Origin of the sequence: Agromyces sp. Marseille-Q5079, from assembly GCF_051016555.1 — a bacterium.
In the GTDB taxonomy this organism is placed as follows: Bacteria; Actinomycetota; Actinomycetes; order Actinomycetales; family Microbacteriaceae; genus Agromyces.
Map to the genome: position 1 here is coordinate 82436 of NZ_JBPEJF010000008.1, position 16901 is coordinate 99336.

Consider the following 16901-nt stretch of genomic DNA (forward strand, 5'->3'; position numbering starts at 1 on the left):
CAACTTTCTCACCAGGTTGCTGGCAGGTCGGGCGCCGGAGCGCCGGATGGAATGGTCCGATACTTCTTCAGCACCTGGCTCATGACCTGTTGGAACACGGGAGCGGATGCGGCGGACGAATTCATCTTAACGGGATCCATGATGCTCACCGAAACGACGAACTCCGGATCGTCGGCCGGAGCGTAGCCCGAGACGGAGACCAGATACCCGGGGAGGTACCCGCCGTTGCCGTCGGCGACCTGCGCGGTGCCGGTCTTCGCCGCCACCCGGTAGCCCGGGATGTTCCACTGGTCGGCGAGCCAGCCCTTGGTGTAGACGTTCTCGAGCATCTCGGTCGTCTCGCGCGAGGCCTGCTCGCTGAGCACGCGAGTGCCCTTCACCTCGGGCGAGGTCGTCTCCCCCTCGGCGTCGGTGCAGCCCTCGACGAGCTGCACGGGCATGCGCACGCCGTCGTTCGCGATGGCCTGGTAGGCGCTCGCGATCTGCACCGCGGTCGTGGTCAGACCCTGGCCGAACATGGTCGTGTACTTGGTCTGGTTGTCCCACTCGTCGGGGCCGCCGTGCAGGTCACCGGATTCCTCGCCGGGGAATCCGACCTCGCTCACCCGACCCAGGCCGAACTTCTGCATGTACTCGAAGCGCGCCTGATCCGACATCTGCTCGCCGAACTTCGCGGTGGCGGTGTTCGAGGAGTCGATGAGCGCGCCCGTGAGCGTGTACGGCGTGTCGTCGTGGTAGAAGCTGTCGCGGAAGTTCGCGCCGTTCGGCGCATCGTAGGAGTACCCGGCCATGACTTGGCTCAGCGGGTTCGCGAGGCCGGCGTCCTCGAGGGATGCCGCGGTGATGGCCTTGAACGTCGAGCCGGGCTCGAACGGCGCCGTGAAGGTGCGCGACCCGCGATCGGCCGAATCGGTGGCGCCGGGGTCGTTGGGATCGACCGTGGGCACGTCGGCGACGGCGAGGAGCTTGCCGGTCTTCGCCTCCATGACGGTGACGGTGGCCCACTGCGCTCCCACCGCGAGCCGCTGCGCCTCGGCGATGCGCTGCACCTCCCACTGCAGGTCGGAATCGATCGTGAGCTCCAGCGTGCCGCCGTTCTTCGCCTGCTCGTGCACGACCTCCGTGCCCGGGATCTCCACCCAGTCCTCGAGGCTCGGGATGTAAGTCACCTCGCCGTCCTGGCCCGCGAGGCACTCGTCCTCGCCGAGCTCCAGGCCGGCGACGGCCTCGCCGTCGGGATCCACGAACCCGAGCAGGTTGCCGGCGACGGCCCCGTTGGGGTAGCTCCGGCTGGGATGCGCGTACTGCACGACCCAGGGGATGTCGAGTGCCCGGACCTTCTCGTATGTGTCGACGTCGACGAGCTTGGCCACGTATGCGAAGTCGGAGTCGGCGTCCTCCGCCAGCGCCGCGGTGATGATGCCGAGCACCTGGTCGCCCGTGAGTCCGACGACCTCGCCGAGCTGGGCGGCGGTCTGCTCGAGCGGCACCTCGACCCGGACCTTCTTCGCCGGGTCGGCGGGGTCGGGCTCCTCGCGCGCGACCGGCCCCTTCTTCGCGTTCTTCGGCGAGAGGGCGACGTCGTAGCGCATCACGCTGTCGGCGAGCACCGTGCCGTTGCGGTCGAGGATGTCGCCGCGCGCGCCGAACACCGTGATGGGTGCGGTCGAACGCACCTCGGCGGCCTGCTCGTTGAGCGCCGACGCCCGCACGACCTGGATGTCGATCAGCCGCACGACGAAGACCGCGACGAGCAGCACCAGGAGGACGCCGGCGGCGAGGATGCGCCGCATCGGATGTCTGCTGATGCGGTTCATCTGCGGCCTTTCAGGTGGAGCGGTGGATCAGTGCGTGGTCGGCGTCGGCAGCGAATCACTCGCGGGCGGCGGCGCCGGTACCGCGGCTCCCGCCGCCGGCGCCTCGACTGCCGCGCCGTGTCCGCCCACGGGTGCAGTCTCCCCCGCGTGCTGCTCGGTCACGAGCGGCACGCCGTCGATCAGCACATTCGGAACGAGTGCAGCGGATGCCACGGTGCCGCCGGCCGCGCTCGCCGGCTGGCCGAGCACCGCGCCGTCGCTGAGCCGGAGGAACACGGGATTGGTGTTCGGGACCATGCCGAGCGCCTCGGCGTTCTTCGCCAGGTACTGCGGCGACTCCACGCGATCGAGGTCCTCAGCGAGCCTCTGCTGCTCGCGCGAGAGCTTCGCCTGGCTGGTCTCGTATCCGTCGATCTCGTACGCGCCCTGGGTGACGGCGATCGAGAGCAGCAGCTGCGCGAGCGCGATCATGACGACGCCGCTGATCGCGATCACCGCGTAGGCGATGCGGGGCTTGGGCCGGCTCGCTCCGGCGGGCACGGGTCGGAGGATCTCGGGGACCCACGTGCGGCGCCGAGCCGGACTCGGGGCGCCGTGGACCGGCAGTGCCGTCATGACGCCCTCCTCACTCGCTCGGCCGCGCGCAGTCGCACGGGCTTGGCCCTCGGGTTCTCGGCCTGCTCGTCCTCGCTCGCCAGCTCGGCACCGCGCACGAGCAGCTTGAAGTACGGCCGGTGCTCCGGCAGTTCCATCGGGAGCCCGGCCGGCGCCGACGACGACGTGGCCGTCTGCAGCACGCGCTTGACGATGCGGTCCTCGAGCGACTGGTAGGCCAGCACGACGATGCGACCGCCCACGTTCAGGGTCTCGAGCGCGGCGGGCATGGCCCGCTGCAGCACCGACAGCTCCTCGTTGACCTCGATGCGCAGCGCCTGGAAGACGCGCTTGGCGGGGTGCCCCTGACGTTGCACGGCGACCGGGGTGGCCGCCGTGATGATCGCGACGAGCTCGGCCGAGCGCGTGATCGGCTGGGAGTCACGGGCCTGCACGATCGCCTTCGCGTAGCGTCCGGAGAGCTTCTCCTCGCCGAAGTCCTGGAAGATGTGCCGCAGTTCGGTCTCGGAGTACGTCGCGATGATGTCCGCAGCGGTGCGCCCCGTGGTGCCGTCCATGCGCATGTCCAGCGGCGCATCCTTCGAGTACGCGAAGCCGCGCTCGGCTCGGTCGAGCTGCAGCGACGAGACGCCGAGGTCGAAGAGCACCGCATCGACCTCGTCGTACCCCTCGGAGTCGATGGCGTCCGCGATGCCGTCGTACACCGTGTGCACGAAGCGTGCGCGGTCGCCGAAACGGGCGAGGCGCTCGCGTGCGATCGCCAGCGCGTCGGTGTCGCGATCGAGGCCGATCACGGTCAGCGACGGGAAGCGCTCCAGCATGGCGGCGGTGTGGCCGCCCATGCCGAGCGTCGCATCGACGGCGACCGCGCCGTCGCGACCGAGCGCGGGTTCGAGGAGCTCGAGCGTTCGCTCGAGCATGACCGGGGTGTGGATGTGTTCGATGTCCATGATGCCTTCGGGTTCGTGTCCGACGGATTCCGATCCCCATCCGTTCGTCCTGTTGCGGGGAAGTGCAGCAGGCGCGCACGGCTGGGCGTCGCAATCCGTCGGGCTAGAAGAGCCCGGGAATCACCTCCTCCGCCGTCTCTGCGAAGGCCGCCTCCTGCTCAGCGAGGTACGTCTGCCACGCTGTGGCATCCCAGATCTCCACCCGACTGCCTGCGCCGATGACCGTGAGGTCGCGGTCGAGGCCCGCGTAGCTGCGAAGCGTCGCGGGGATGGTGATCCGGTGCTGCTTGTCGGGGGTCTCCGCAGATGCGCCCGACAGGAAGACGCGCATGTAGTCGCGCGCTTGCTTGCTCGTCACCGGGGCTTGGCGGATCTTCTCGTTCATCTGTTCGAACTCCCGCGCGCTGAACACGTAGATGCAGCGTTCCTGACCGCGCGTGAGCACGAGTCCGGTGGAGAGCTCGTCCCGGTACTTGGCCGGAAGAATGACGCGGCCCTTCTCGTCGAGCTTCGGCTCGTAGGTCCCGAGGAACACCGCACCACCCCCTTTCCTCCGACCAGGATCCAGGTGACCCCACTTTACTCCACTCTCATCCACGGATCAACGACATCCGCACGCTTGAACCGCGATCTCGGCCGGAGATCGCCGGAAAGACGGGGATCTTCGCGGTGGAGGAAGATGGAGCGATCACGGCGCGCCGGAGTGCCTCGGCGGGCGTCAGGTGGCCGGCGCGTGCCTCAGCGCCCGGACCGGATCGGCCCGAATGGTCGGTGAGCGCACCAGCGCCCGTGAAGAAACGGTCCGGGAACGCGAAAACGGGCCGATCCGAAGATCGACCCGTTCAGTCGTGGAGGAAGGTGGAGGGGATCAGTCGCCGCGCTCCTGGCGGCGGTCCCAGCGTTCGTTGAGGCGATCCATGAAGCCGGCGGACTGATGTCCCTTCGGCTTTCCGGCGGTGCCGCTCTCGGTGGGCGCCGGCGCAGCCGCGCCGCGCTTCGAGGGCGTGGTGGCCACGAGGACGCCGGCGAACATCAGGGCGAATCCGACGACGCCGATGATGAGGGCCTGCAGCGCCACACCCGCGATGAGCGCTCCAGCACCGGCGACGGCGAGCAACACACCGAGGACGATGGCCCGGTAGTTCGGGCGACGACCGCGTACCCCTCCGACCGCATGGACGAAGTCCGCATCATTGCGGTAGAGGTTCCGCTCCATCTCCTCGAGAAGACGTTGCTCCTGCTCTGAAAGCGGCATCTCTTTCCCCTCAGGCTCGGGACCGACGCATCCGGGGCCATTCTAGCGCCGCCCGGCCTCGCTAGGCTAGGCGGGTGGCTCACAGTTCTCGACTTGTCGATCTTGTTCAAGCGCGCATCGACTCGTTCCTCGACGAGCGCACCACCATTCTCCGCTCGATCAGCGCCGACCTGGAGCCGCTCGACGAGTTCTCAAGGCGCTTTCTCAGCGGCGGCAAGCGTTTCCGGGCGCTGTTCTGCTACTGGGGCTGGGAGGCCGTGAGCGGCACCGGATTCGACCCCTTCGCCGACACCGACGAGCGCGACCGCTCCCCCGTCGTCTCGGCCGCCGCGGCGCTGGAGCTGTTCCACGCCGCCGCCCTGATCCACGACGACATCATCGACCGTTCCGACACCCGCCGCGGGGCGCCCTCGGCGCACCGGCTCTTCGAGCGCCTGCACGACAATTCCGGCTGGCTCCGACGCGCCGACGAGTTCGGGAGCGCGTCCGCGATCCTGCTCGGCGACCTCATCCTCGGCTGGAGCGACGAGCTGCTCGACGAGGGCCTCGACGCGATGCCCGATCGCGGCGCGGCCCGCGCGGCCCGCGCCGAATTCGTGCGCATGCGCACCGAGGTCACCGCGGGCCAGTACCTCGACATCCTCGCGGAGCAGTCCTGGCATCGGCGGGGCGATGACGAGCAGCGGGAGATCGCCGAGCGCGTCATCACCTACAAGGCGGCGAAGTACTCCGTCGAGGCACCCCTCGCACTCGGCGGACTGATCGCCGGCGGCTCGTCGACCCAGATCAGGGCGCTGCGCGAGTTCGGACTCCCGCTCGGCATCGCCTACCAGCTCCGCGACGACCTGCTCGGCGTGTTCGGCGATCCCGAGGTCACGGGCAAGCCCAGCGGCGACGACCTCCGGGAGGGCAAGCGCACCATGCTGATCGCCGTTGCGCGCGAACGGCTCGCAGCAGGCCCCCGCGGGCTGCTCGACGAACTCCTCGGCGATCCCGACCTCGACGAGACCCAGATCCGGATGCTCCAGCGCACCATCCTCGACTGCGGTGCCGTCGACGAGATCGAGGGCCTCATCGCGCGCGAGGTCGCACGAGCACGCGGCGCGCTCGCCGACGCACCGCTCGGCGATGCGGCCAGGACCGAGCTCGATGCGCTCGCCACGACGGTGAGCCGACGCTCGAGCTGATCCCGACCACGACCCCGCGCGGGGCGAGCGGGCGAGGGAGTCGTGCCGCCGGGACGGCCGGGGCTCAGGCCAGGGCCTGCGCCACCCGCCGGACCTCGGCCTTGCGCCCGGCGCGGAGCGCCGCGATCGGCGTCGTGCCGAGGCTGTCGTCTTCGTTCAGCAGCCAGTCGAGCGCCTCGCTGTCGCTGAACCCGCCGTCGCCGAGCACGATCGCCGTGCCGTGCAGCTCGGGGAGCGGAGCCCCGTCGCGGATGAAGTCCGCCGGCACCTTCAGCACGCCGTCGATGCGCGCCGCGAGCAGGTGCCGGTCGTCGATCAGGCGACGCACCCTGCTGGGCGTGGAGTCGAGGAGTTCGACGAGGTCGGGCACGGTCAGCCACTCGGTGGCGTTCGCATCGGGCGCAGTCGCATCGGTCACGGAACAAGCCTAGCCAGCGCAGCGCCTCCACCGGAACCGTCGTGCGCCGCGGGTCGAGCGGGCCGACTCGCCCGAATCGAACCACTCCCGAGGACACGCGCCGAGGACGTTGACTCGCCATGACGCCTGTGGAACCGTGGCGCCAACGCCGATGGGGTTGCTGAGGGGGCAGAATGGCGAACCGGGCCGATGGACTCCGGGATTCCGAGGAGCGCGCGATCGATCCGCCGGTCGGCGGCGAGACCGGGACGCGACGGAATCGCGCTGCTGCCGCACGACGACGTGGAGGCGGTCTCCGCCGGGTCCTCACGATCCCGATCGCGATGGTCGGCGCGGTCGCCGTCACGCTCGGCATCGTCCAGCCGGCGGATGCCGCCCCGCAGACGTCGAAGCGGCAGGCGAAGGCGAAGGCGAGCACGGCCGGCGAGAGGCGCGCCGCGACGGTCGCGGCCGTCTCCGCGCCCGCGGAGGTGACGGTCGCCGAAGGCGACACCGTCAGCGGCATCGCCGAGCGGTACGGGCTGGCGACCGCGGAGTTGCTCGCCGCGAACGGGCTCGGCTGGTCGAGCCTCATCTTCCCCGGCCAGCGTCTCGCCCTGCCGGGCGGTGCGCCGCCCGCCGCCGAGGAGCCGCCGCCGGCGCCCGATCTCGCGCGGCACACGGTGGTGGCCGGCGACACGATCAGCGGCATCGCCGAGCGGTACGGGGTGGATGTCGCGCAGGTCCTCAGCGCGAACGGACTGGGTCGTTCGAGCCTGATCTTCCCGGGCGAGTCGATCGTGATCCCCCCGGCGGGCGCCGTCGCATCCGCACCACCCGCGCAGCCCGTGCCCGCGCCCGAGCCGGTCGCGGCGACGCCGGTCGCCGAGACCGCGCCGGCCCCGGCACCGGCACCGGCACCCGCCCCGGCGCCCGACCGCCCGGCGACGCTCACCGACGAGATGCGGCAGAACGCGCAGCTCATCATCGACGTCGGCCGCAGCACCGGCGTGCCCGACGGCGGCATCCTGGCCGCGCTCGTCGCGGCGGCACAGGAGTCCGGCCTGCGCAACGTGCCTTCGGGCGATCGGGACTCGCTCGGCCTGTTCCAGCAGCGCCCGAGCCAGGGGTGGGGCACCGCTGAGGAGGTCGTCGATCCGGCTCGCGCCGCACGGGCGTTCTACGGCGGACCCGACGGGCCGAACGTCGGCCGCGCCCCCGGCCTCCTCGATCTGAAGGGCTGGCAGGACATGCCCGCGGATGTCGCGGCGCAGGCCGTGCAGAAGTCGGCGCATCCGGAGCACTACGCCAAGTGGGTGAACGCCGCGCGGGTCTGGCTCGCCGACCTCGGCTGAGGCCCTCTCCGAGCCGCCTCGGCGCCGCGAACGGAGGGCGCGCGGCATCCGGCGGATCACGAACCCGTTTCGATCGGGCGGTGATCGGTGTGTAGTCGGCTTCAGGCATGCGGGAGTTCGTACACTCGTGGAGTGACCACCGCGCCCGTCGACCCGATGATCGGCCGTCTCATCGACGGCCGGTACCAGGTGCGCTCGCGCATCGCGCGCGGCGGCATGGCCACGGTCTACCTCGCGACCGACCTCAGGCTCGAGCGCCGGGTCGCGATCAAGATCATGCACGGCCACCTCGCCGACGACAACACGTTCAAGACCCGATTCGTGCAGGAGGCCCGTTCGGCCGCACGCCTCGCCCACCCGAACGTCGTCAACGTGTTCGACCAGGGCCAGGACGCCGACATGGCGTACCTCGTCATGGAGTACCTCCCGGGCATCACCCTTCGCGACCTCCTGAAGGACTACAAGCGGCTCACGCCCGAGCAGACCGCCGACATCATGGACGCCGTGCTCGCCGGGCTCGCCGCCGCGCACAAGGCCGGCATCGTGCATCGCGACCTCAAGCCCGAGAACGTGCTCCTCGCCGACGACGGGCGCATCAAGCTCGGCGACTTCGGCCTGGCCCGCGCGGCCAGCGCGAACACGGCGACGGGCCAGGCCCTGCTCGGCACGATCGCCTACCTCTCCCCCGAGCTCGTGACCCGCGGCGTCGCCGACGCCCGAAGCGACATCTACGCCGTCGGCATCATGATGTACGAGATGCTGACCGGCGAACAGCCGTACGTGGGCGAGGCGCCGATGGCGATCGCCTACCAGCACGCGAACGACCAGGTGCCGATGCCGAGCACCAAGAACGCCTCGGTTCCGGCCGAGCTCGACGAGCTCGTGCTCTGGGCCACCACGCGCGATCCCGAAGCACGACCCCGCGACGCGCGCGAGATGCTCGACCGGCTGCGCGAGGTCGAGCCGGCGATCCGGCACGGCGTCCTCGATCCCACGTCGACGATGGTGCTCTCGGGCGTGCCCTCGCGTTCGAACCCGACGGCGGCCACGACGGTGCTGAACGGGGCGGCCCTGACCGCCGGTCACGTCGCCACGCCGACGACGGCGAGCCCTCCGGCCTCCGACGCCGACGGCGGCGGCCCCGATGCCGCGGCGCTCATGACCGCCTCGTCGCGCCGGCGTCGGCGCGGCTACTGGATCCTCGCGCTGGTTCTCCTGCTCACCGGCCTCGCAGCCGGCACCGGCTGGTACTTCGGAAGCGGCCCCGGGTCGCTCGCCGCGGTTCCGCCCACCGCCGGGTTGTCGTCGGAGGAGGCCCACGCCGCACTCGAGGACGCCGGGTTCCAGGTCGCCGACGCCGAACGGAACGACCCGGTGGTGCCCGCCGGTTCCGTCTCGGGCACCGACCCCGCCGAGGGCGAGCAGGTGAACCGCGGATCGAAGGTCACCCTCTACGTCTCGACCGGTCCGGCCATCCTCGCGGTTCCCGACGTGGTCGGGCTGCCCGAAGCCGACGCCCGTGCGCAGCTGTCGGACTTCGCCGTGGCGAAGACCTCGGTCGAGCAGTTCTCCGGCGACGTCGAATCCGGCCTGGTCATCGCCGCGCTCGACGCCGACGGCGCACCGCTCTCCGGCCAGTACGCCGAGCGTGGCAAGGTCACCCTCGTCGTCTCGGTCGGCGCGGTTCCGCCGGTCGAAGGGCTCCCCGCCGGCGAGGCCGAGTCCAAGCTCACCGACGCCGGGCTCACCGTCGAGTACAACGACCCCGTGTTCGACAACGAGGTGCCCGCCGACCACGTCAAGACGGCCGACTGGACCGAGGACCCCATGGTTCCCGGGTCGAAGGTCGTGCTCACCGTCTCGAAGGGTCCCGACCTCGTCGCGGTCCCCGACGTCGTCGGCAAGAACTGGGGCGAGGCCAGCGCCGAGCTGAGGGATGCCGGCTTCGAGATCGACTACAACCTGCTCGCGGATGTCGCACCGAACGCCTTCGTCGTCTCGAAGACCGATCCCGAGGCCGGCGCCACGGCGCTTCGCGGTTCGACGGTGTCCGTCAACTTCGCCGGTTTCTGACGCACGAACCCTCGGCGGGATCGCGCATGAACGCCTCCCGGGCGAATGCGCGGAGGGTGCGCAGATGCGCGCGGCATCCGATCGGTGACGACCGGATGCCGCGCGCCTGCGGCGATCAGCGTGCCGAGAGCTCCTCGGCAACCAGGAACGCGAGCTCGAGCGACTGCATGTGGTTCAGGCGCGGGTCGCAGAGGGACTCGTAGCGCGTCGCGAGCGTCTCCTCATCGATGTGCTCCGAACCGCCGAGGCACTCGGTGACATCGTCACCGGTGAGCTCGACGTGGATGCCGCCGGGATTCGTGCCGGCCGCCCGGTGCGCCTCGAAGAAGCCCTTGACCTCGTCGACCACGTCGTCGAACCGACGCGTCTTGTAGCCGTTCGGCGTGGTGATGCCGTTGCCGTGCATCGGGTCGGTGACCCAGAGCGGCGTGGCATCGCTGGCCTTGATGGCCTCGAGCAGCGGCGGCAGGCCGTCGCGGATCTTGCCGGCGCCCATGCGCGTGATGAAGGTGAGCCGGCCGGGCTCGCGATTCGGGTCGAGCTTGTCGATGAGCTCGAGCATGGTCTCGGGCGACGTCGTCGGACCGAGCTTCACGCCGATCGGGTTGCGCACCCGGGACAGGAAGTCGACGTGTGCGCCGTCGAGGTCGCGGGTGCGCTCGCCGATCCAGATGAAGTGCGCCGACGTGTCGTACGGGGTTCCGGTACGCGAGTCGATGCGCGTCATCGGACGCTCGTAGTCCATGAGCAGGCCCTCGTGGCCGGTGAAGAACTCGGTGTGCCGAAGCGCCTCGAAGTCGGCGCCGCAGGCGTCCATGAACTTCACCGCGCGGTCGATGTCGCGCGCCATGATCTCGTAGCGGGCGTTCGCCGGGTTCGCGGCGAAGCCCTGGTTCCACGAGTGCACCTGCCGCAGGTCGGCGAACCCGCCCTGCGTGAAGGCGCGGATGAGGTTCAGCGTCGACGCGGCCATGTGGTACCCGCGCACCAGGCGAGCGGGGTCGGCCTGGCGGGACTCCGGCGTGAAGTCGTATCCGTTGACGATGTCGCCCCGGTAGGCCGGGAGGGTGACATCGCCGCGCGTCTCGCTGTCGCTCGAGCGCGGCTTGGCGAACTGCCCCGCCATGCGGCCCATCTTGACGACCGGCATCGACGCGCCGTACGTGAGCACGACCGCCATCTGCAGCACGGTCTTCACCCGGTTGCGGATCTGGTCGGCCGTCGCCCCCGCGAAGGTCTCGGCGCAGTCGCCGCCCTGCAGGAGGAACGCCTTGCCCTGCGACGCCGCCGCGAGACGGTCGCGGAGGTTGTCGACCTCGCCCGCGAACACCAGCGGGGGCAGCGAGGCGAGCTCGGCGGATGCCGCGGCGGCGGCCACCGAGTCGGGCCAGACCGGCTGCTGCTTGATCGGCAGCGTGCGCCAATAGTCGAGGCCGTCGATCACGGAGGGATCTGCATTGACGACGGGCTCGACGAGCTGTACCACGGATATGTCCTGAGGGTTCGGGGCGCGATGCGCCGGGGAGAACGAGACCGGCGGCACGAACGCGCCACCGCAGATCGAGCCTACCCCGATTGCGCGGCGCGCTGCTCTCGCACCGAGCTCGCGTAGACGTCGAGGTACTCCTGCCCGCTCAGGCTGCGGAGCGAGTGCACGAGCTCGTCGGTCACGGAACGCAACACGAAGCGATCGCCCTCGAGGCCGTCGAACCTGGTGAAGTCGATCGGTTCGCCGATGATGATGCCGATGCGGCGCACCTTGGGCAATCTCGTGCCGATGGGCATGACGGTCTCGGTGCCGATCATCGCGACCGGGATCACCGGGACGCCGGCTTCGAGCACCATGCGGGCCACCCCGGTGCGCCCCCGATAGAGACGTGCGTCGGGGCTGCGCGTGCCCTCGGGGTAGATGCCGAGGATGCCTCCGCCGCCGAGCACGCGGAGACCCGTCTCCAACGACGCCTCCGACGCCTTGCCGCCGGAACGGTCGATGGGCAGCTGGCCCGCGGCCTGGAAGAACATCTTGGTGGCCCAGCCCTTGAGGCCCTTGCCCGTGAAGTACTCGCTCTTGGCGAGGAACACGACCTGGCGGTCGACGACCAGCGGCAGGAAGATCGAGTCGATGAACGAGAGGTGATTGCTCGCGAGCACGACCGGACCGGTCTTGGGAACATTCTCGAGACCGACGATCCACGGCCGGAAGATCGCGAGCAGGATCGGCCCCACCACGATGTGTTTCATGATCCAGTAGAACATCGATCGTCCTTCCCGCCGCTTGAACCCTACCGCCGCCGCGGATCAGGCGTGCTCGGCCACCCAGACGCGCGCGAGGTCGGCCGCACCCACGACGCCCGCGTCGTTGACGAGCTCGGCGATGACGAAGTCTGGCTCGGGGTGGTAGCCGCGGGCCGGAAGGTGCTCGGTGTACGCCTCGCGGATGGGGCCGAGCAGCAGTTCGCCCGCCGAGGCGACGCCGCCGCCGAACACGAACCGCTGCGGATCGAGCACGGCCGAGAGCGACGCCGCGGCCTCGCCGAGCCAGTGTCCGAGCTGACGCAGTGCCGCGATCGCTCCGGGATCCTCGGACTCGATCATCGCGCCGACGATCCGGCCGTCGAGTGCGCCGTTCGCGTCGCGCGCGCGAGCCAGCTGGAGGCCGATGCCTCCCGCGTCGGCGATCTCGTTCGCGAGCCGGAGCAGCGCTCGACCCGACCCGTACATCTCGAGGCAGCCGCGCTGGCCGCATCCGCAGGGAAGCCCGCCCGGCACCACGCGCAGGTGCCCCAGCTCGGCCCCCGCACCGAATCCGCCGCGGAACAGCCGGTCGCCGGTCACGATCGCTCCGCCGACGCCCGTTCCGATGGTGAGCATGACCATGTCGCTCACCAGCCGGCCCGCGCCGAACCGGAACTCGGCCCAGCCTGCGGCGTTCGCATCGTTGTCGACGACGACGGTGCCGCCGACACGTGCCTCGAGCTTGGCCCGGAAGGGCTCGTTGCGCCAGTCGATGTTGGGTGCGTAGTAGACCGTGGACTGCGCCGCATCGATGAAGCCGGCCGCGGCGACGCCGACCGCGACATCCGCCGCGTCGACGCCGTCGGACAGGGTCTGGATCATCTCGACGACGGCGTCCTCGAGGAGCGCGGCATCACCGGCGGGGGTGGGCACGCGCTCGTGACGGACGATCGCGCCCGCCTCGTCGACGACCGCGCCCGCGATCTTGGTTCCGCCGATGTCGATGCCGATCGCGTGCACGGTGGAGCGCCTTTCCGTGGATGGAAGTGTCGGAGCGCCTGCGGGCCACGTTTCGAGACGGGCCGGCGACAGGGCAACCACTAGAGTGTAATAGACCGGTCGAACCCCCTACACCGACCGTTGCCCCAGTACGACTTACCGGTGCCGAAGGAGCTACCGTGATCCAGTTCGATACCCCTGTCGTGGTTCCCGCCGACCCCGAAGCGAACGTGACCGACCTGTTGGTCCAGCGCGTCGCGGCGACGCCCGATTCCGTCCTCTTCTCGTTGCCGACCTCCGACGGCGGCTGGTCCCCCGTGACCACTCGCGAGTTCTACGACCAGGTCATCGCCCTCGCGAAGGGCTTCGTCGCCGCCGGCGTCCAGCCGGGCGACAAGGTCGGCCTCATGAGCAAGGTCCGCTACGAGTGGACCCTCATCGACTTCGCGATGTGGTTCGCCGGCGGCATCCTCGTGCCCGTCTACGAGACGAACTCGCCCGCGCAGGTTCGCTGGAGCCTCAGCGACTCCGGCGCGACCGCAGTCATCCTCGAGACCGCCGACCACTTCACGCGATTCGACGAGGTGCACCCCGACCTGCCCGCGATCGGCAGCGTCTGGCAGATCGACCTCGGCGACCTCGACAAGCTCGCCGCCGGCGGCACTGCGGTTCCCGATGAGGAGATCGAGCGTCGTCGCAATCTGGCCGTCGGGTCCGACATCGCGACGCTCATCTACACGTCCGGCTCGACCGGCAAGCCGAAGGGGTGCGTGCTCACGCACTCGAACTTCGTCGAGCTCTCCCGCAACGCCGCGGTCGCGCTCAAGGACGTCGTGGCCGACCCGGACGGCGCCTCCACGCTGCTGTTCATCACCACGGCGCACGTGTTCGCGCGATTCATCGCCGTGCTCTCCGTGCATGCCGGCGTCCGGGTCGGGCACCAGGCCGACACGCGGCAGCTCCTCCCCTCGCTGGCGAGCTTCAAGCCGACCTTCCTCCTTGCCGTGCCCAGGGTGTTCGAGAAGGTCTACAACGTCTCCGAGCAGAAGGCAGAGGCCGGCGGCAAGGGCAAGATCTTCCGGGCCGCAGCCGAGACCGCCGTGGCGTACTCGACCGCGAAGGAGGCCGGGACGCCGATCTCGCTCGCCCTGAAGCTCAAGTTCAAGCTCTACGACACCCTCGTGTTCTCCAAGCTGCGTGCGGCGATGGGCGGCAACGTGAAGTACGCCGTGTCCGGTTCGGCGCCGCTCGGCCCTCGCCTCGGGCACTTCTACCACGCCCTCGGCATCACGATCCTCGAGGGCTACGGCCTCACCGAGACCACCGCGCCCGCGACGGTGAACCTCGCGACCCGATCCAAGATCGGCACGGTCGGCCCGGCGCTGCCCGGCGTCTCGGTGCGCATCGCCGACGACGGCGAGATCCAGGTGAAGGGCGTCGACGTCTTCAAGGGGTACTGGAACAACCCCGAGGCGACCGCCGAGGCGTTCGACGGCGAATGGTTCAAGACCGGCGACCTCGGTGCGTTCGACGACGAGGGCTTCCTCACCATCACCGGGCGCAAGAAGGAGATCATCGTCACCGCGGGCGGCAAGAACGTCTCCCCCGCGGCGCTCGAGGACCCGATCCGCGCGAACCCGCTGGTCGGTCAGGTCGTCGTGGTCGGTGACCAGAAGCCGTTCATCTCCGCGCTCGTCACGCTCGACCCCGAGATGCTCCCCGTCTGGCTGAACAACAACGGCGAGGACGCGGGCATGAGCGTCGAGGAGGCCACGGCCAACCCCGCGGTGCTCGCGGAGGTCCAGCGGGCGATCGACACGGCGAACGAGAACGTGTCGCGGGCGGAGTCGATCCGCAAGTTCGCGATCCTCCCCATCGACCTCACCGAGGCGAGTGGGCACCTCACGCCGAAGCTCAGCATCAAGCGCAACGTGATCCTCTCGGACTTCGCACCCCAGATCGAGGCGATGTACTCCGGCGCGCCGGCGACCGAAGGCCACTCGATCATCCGCTGATCCTGATCAGAAGCGAACGGGCCCCGCATCCTCTGCGGGGCCCGTTCGTCGTTCGGCCGGAGCTGCGGATGCCGGTCAGAACCAGTCCGACTCGCGCACCGCGCGCATGGCCGCGCGACGCTCATCCTTCTCGAGGCGGTCGAGGTAGAGCAGTCCGTCGAGGTGGTCGGTCTCGTGCTGCAGCGCCTGCGCCATGAGGCCGGTGCCGGAGAGCTCGATCTCGTTGCCGTCGAGGTCGATGCCCCGAACCTTGGCGAACGGGTACCGCGGCGTCTTCTGCCAGAGCCCGGGAACCGAGAGGCAGCCTTCGTCGAGCAGTTCGAGGTCGCCCGAGGTCTCGACGATGACCGGGTTCAGGATGTAGCCGACGTCGCCGTCGACGTTGTAGCTGAAGGCGCGGAGGTTGACGCCGATCTGCGACGCCGCCACGCCGGCCCGGCCGGGGACCCGGACGCTGTCGACGAGGTCGGCGACGAGCGCACGGACACCGTCATCGATCTGTTCGACGGGGGCCGAGACGGTCTTCAGGACAGGGTCGCCGAACAGGCGTATGGGTCGTTCCGGCAATGCCGCTCTCTTTCAATGGCCGCCGCGGTCGACGGGCAGCCCCTCCACGACGAGCGCGGCGAGCTCGCGTGCGGCATGACGCGTGATGGGACGCAGCTCGTCCCAGTGCACCACGGATCCGGCGGCCAGTTGGGGGTCGTACGGAATGCGGACGATCTCGCGTACACGGGACTGGAAGTGGGCCTCGATCTCGTCGACCTTCACCAGGTGCGTGCCCTGCGTCGCGAGGTTGATCGCGACGACGGCGTTGCGCACGAGATCGCCGAAGCCGTTCGCCTCGAGCCACGTGAGCGTCTCGGAGGCCAGGCGCGCCTCGTCGACGCTGCCGCCGGAGACGATCACGATCGAGTCGGCGCGCTGCAGCGTCGCGCGCATGACGGAGTGGACGATGCCCGTTCCGCAATCGGTGAGCACCAGCGAGTAGTACCGTGCGGCGAGACTCGCCACGACGTTGTAGTCGTCGTCGTCGAACGCCTCGGAGAGGGTCGGGTCGGTGTCGGAGGCGAGGATGTCGAGGCGCGTCTCGTCGCGCGACACGAACGCCGAGAAATCGGTGTAGCCGCCGATCGACGGCGCCTTCGTCACCACGTCGCGCACGGTCTCGCGGGTCTGCCGATCGACGCGTTCGGCCAACGTGCCCCGGTCGGGGTTCGCATCGATCGCGATGATGCGGTCGTCGCGGGCATTCGCGAGCGCCATGCCGAGCAGCGCGGTGATCGTGGTCTTGCCGACGCCGCCCTTGCGGGTCAGGACCGGGACGAACCGTGCTCCGCCGTCGAAGCGGCGCTGGATGCGGGCGCTGAGCTCCTTGTAGGCGCGGGCCTTCGCCGAGTCGCCGAGGTTCACGAGGTGCAGCGAGGCCTCGTAGAGGAACCGGTTGAAGCCGCCGTGCGGTGCCGGCCTCGTCGTGCGGTTCAAGTCGATGAGCCGATCGGCCGTGAGCGATTCGGAGGTCTCGGGCACCTCGGCCGGCGTGCCGTCGCCGGACGGGACGTCCACGATCGCCACGTGGCTGCCGGTGTCGGTGCTCACGCGCTCGCGCCGCGTCTTCGTCGCGTCGGCGGCGAGGAGGGCGCCATACGGCGATGGGTCGGCGCGCCCGCCGCCGGTGCGGTACGCGCCGGCGAGGGCCGGCGTCATCACGTCGACGGATGTCGTCGTCGGGCCGCCGGCGAGGCCGCCGGGGTCGACCGCGACATCATCGATGGCCACGGCGACCTCGTCGTCGGGCATCACGGGATGCGGAGCCGGCGGAAGGTCGACGCGGATGTTCAAGCTGTCGGGAATCGCGCCCGCGGCGTGGGCACCCCCCGCCGCGGTGTCGGGCTTGTCGACGGCCGCATTGCGACCGAGACGACGAACCCCCGTGCGGTCTTCTCCGGAATTGTCAGCCACCGAATCCCCTCCTCAGTGCGAACACGAGCGCGCGTCGCCGC

15 protein-coding genes are annotated in these 16901 nt (G+C 70.1%); 4 read left to right on the forward strand and 11 right to left on the reverse strand.

Translation table 11 applies throughout. The features are described from left to right. Positions 1-8: 8 nt before the first annotated feature. From ACR3IO_RS16275 to ACR3IO_RS16295, 5 genes are all read right to left on the reverse strand, one after another. Positions 9-1817 (reverse strand): peptidoglycan D,D-transpeptidase FtsI family protein, encoded by a 1809-nt coding sequence (locus ACR3IO_RS16275; RefSeq protein ID WP_434072272.1) that lies wholly within the window; start codon positions 1815-1817, stop codon positions 9-11. A gap of 27 nt (positions 1818-1844) precedes the next feature. Next, positions 1845-2432 carry a hypothetical protein gene (locus ACR3IO_RS16280; protein WP_434072273.1) on the reverse strand — a complete coding sequence of 196 codons (588 nt, stop codon included), beginning with the start codon at positions 2430-2432 and terminating at the stop codon, positions 1845-1847. Then, positions 2429-3382, reverse strand: a complete 954-nt coding sequence (gene rsmH / locus ACR3IO_RS16285) for a 16S rRNA (cytosine(1402)-N(4))-methyltransferase RsmH (protein ID WP_434072274.1) — start codon at positions 3380-3382, stop codon at positions 2429-2431. The genes ACR3IO_RS16280 and rsmH overlap by 4 nt, the downstream gene beginning before the upstream one ends. A 103-nt stretch (positions 3383-3485) precedes the next feature. Beyond that, positions 3486-3917 (reverse strand): division/cell wall cluster transcriptional repressor MraZ, encoded by a 432-nt coding sequence (gene mraZ / locus ACR3IO_RS16290; protein ID WP_434072275.1) that lies wholly within the window; start codon positions 3915-3917, stop codon positions 3486-3488. 333 nt (positions 3918-4250) lie between these two features. Further along, positions 4251-4637 (reverse strand): DUF3040 domain-containing protein, encoded by a 387-nt coding sequence (locus ACR3IO_RS16295; protein ID WP_434072276.1) that lies wholly within the window; start codon positions 4635-4637, stop codon positions 4251-4253. A 74-nt stretch (positions 4638-4711) separates the two neighbouring features. On the opposite strand from ACR3IO_RS16295, the gene ACR3IO_RS16300 reads away from it, so the two are divergent. Next, complete coding sequence (locus ACR3IO_RS16300; protein WP_434072277.1) at positions 4712-5824, forward strand: polyprenyl synthetase family protein; 1113 nt, start codon at positions 4712-4714, stop codon at positions 5822-5824. Between the two features lie 64 nt (positions 5825-5888). Here the strand turns inward: ACR3IO_RS16300 and ACR3IO_RS16305 are convergent, their stop codons facing one another. After that, positions 5889-6242 carry an Rv2175c family DNA-binding protein gene (locus ACR3IO_RS16305; protein WP_434072278.1) on the reverse strand — a complete coding sequence of 118 codons (354 nt, stop codon included), beginning with the start codon at positions 6240-6242 and terminating at the stop codon, positions 5889-5891. 173 nt (positions 6243-6415) lie between these two features. On the opposite strand from ACR3IO_RS16305, the gene ACR3IO_RS16310 reads away from it, so the two are divergent. Further along, entirely contained in the window at positions 6416-7576 is a 1161-nt protein-coding gene (locus ACR3IO_RS16310) for a LysM peptidoglycan-binding domain-containing protein (protein ID WP_434072279.1), read from the forward strand. Between the two features lie 132 nt (positions 7577-7708). Beyond that, a complete protein-coding gene (pknB, locus tag ACR3IO_RS16315) occupies positions 7709-9649 on the forward strand; it encodes a Stk1 family PASTA domain-containing Ser/Thr kinase (RefSeq protein ID WP_434072280.1) in 1941 nt (646 codons plus the stop codon). Between the two features lie 115 nt (positions 9650-9764). On the opposite strand, the gene ACR3IO_RS16320 is transcribed toward pknB, so the two are convergent. The 3 genes from ACR3IO_RS16320 to ACR3IO_RS16330 all read right to left on the reverse strand — a co-directional run bounded on the left by ACR3IO_RS16320 (position 9765) and on the right by ACR3IO_RS16330 (position 12904). Next, the gene (locus ACR3IO_RS16320) at positions 9765-11135 is read right to left on the reverse strand and encodes a class II 3-deoxy-7-phosphoheptulonate synthase (RefSeq protein ID WP_434072281.1); all 1371 of its coding nucleotides are present in this window, start codon (positions 11133-11135) and stop codon (positions 9765-9767) included. 80 nt (positions 11136-11215) lie between these two features. Beyond that, positions 11216-11905 (reverse strand): lysophospholipid acyltransferase family protein, encoded by a 690-nt coding sequence (locus ACR3IO_RS16325; protein ID WP_434072282.1) that lies wholly within the window; start codon positions 11903-11905, stop codon positions 11216-11218. 42 nt (positions 11906-11947) lie between these two features. Then, positions 11948-12904, reverse strand: a complete 957-nt coding sequence (locus ACR3IO_RS16330; RefSeq protein WP_434072283.1) for an ROK family glucokinase — start codon at positions 12902-12904, stop codon at positions 11948-11950. A 158-nt stretch (positions 12905-13062) separates the two neighbouring features. Here ACR3IO_RS16330 and ACR3IO_RS16335 point away from each other — a divergent pair, with 158 nt between their 5' ends. Further along, positions 13063-14898 carry an AMP-dependent synthetase/ligase gene (locus ACR3IO_RS16335; RefSeq protein ID WP_434072284.1) on the forward strand — a complete coding sequence of 612 codons (1836 nt, stop codon included), beginning with the start codon at positions 13063-13065 and terminating at the stop codon, positions 14896-14898. A gap of 75 nt (positions 14899-14973) precedes the next feature. On the opposite strand, the gene def is transcribed toward ACR3IO_RS16335, so the two are convergent. Next, positions 14974-15465 carry a peptide deformylase gene (gene def, locus ACR3IO_RS16340; protein WP_434072285.1) on the reverse strand — a complete coding sequence of 164 codons (492 nt, stop codon included), beginning with the start codon at positions 15463-15465 and terminating at the stop codon, positions 14974-14976. 12 nt (positions 15466-15477) lie between these two features. Beyond that, a complete protein-coding gene (locus tag ACR3IO_RS16345) occupies positions 15478-16860 on the reverse strand; it encodes a MinD/ParA family ATP-binding protein (protein ID WP_434072286.1) in 1383 nt (460 codons plus the stop codon). Positions 16861-16901: the final 41 nt, after the last annotated feature.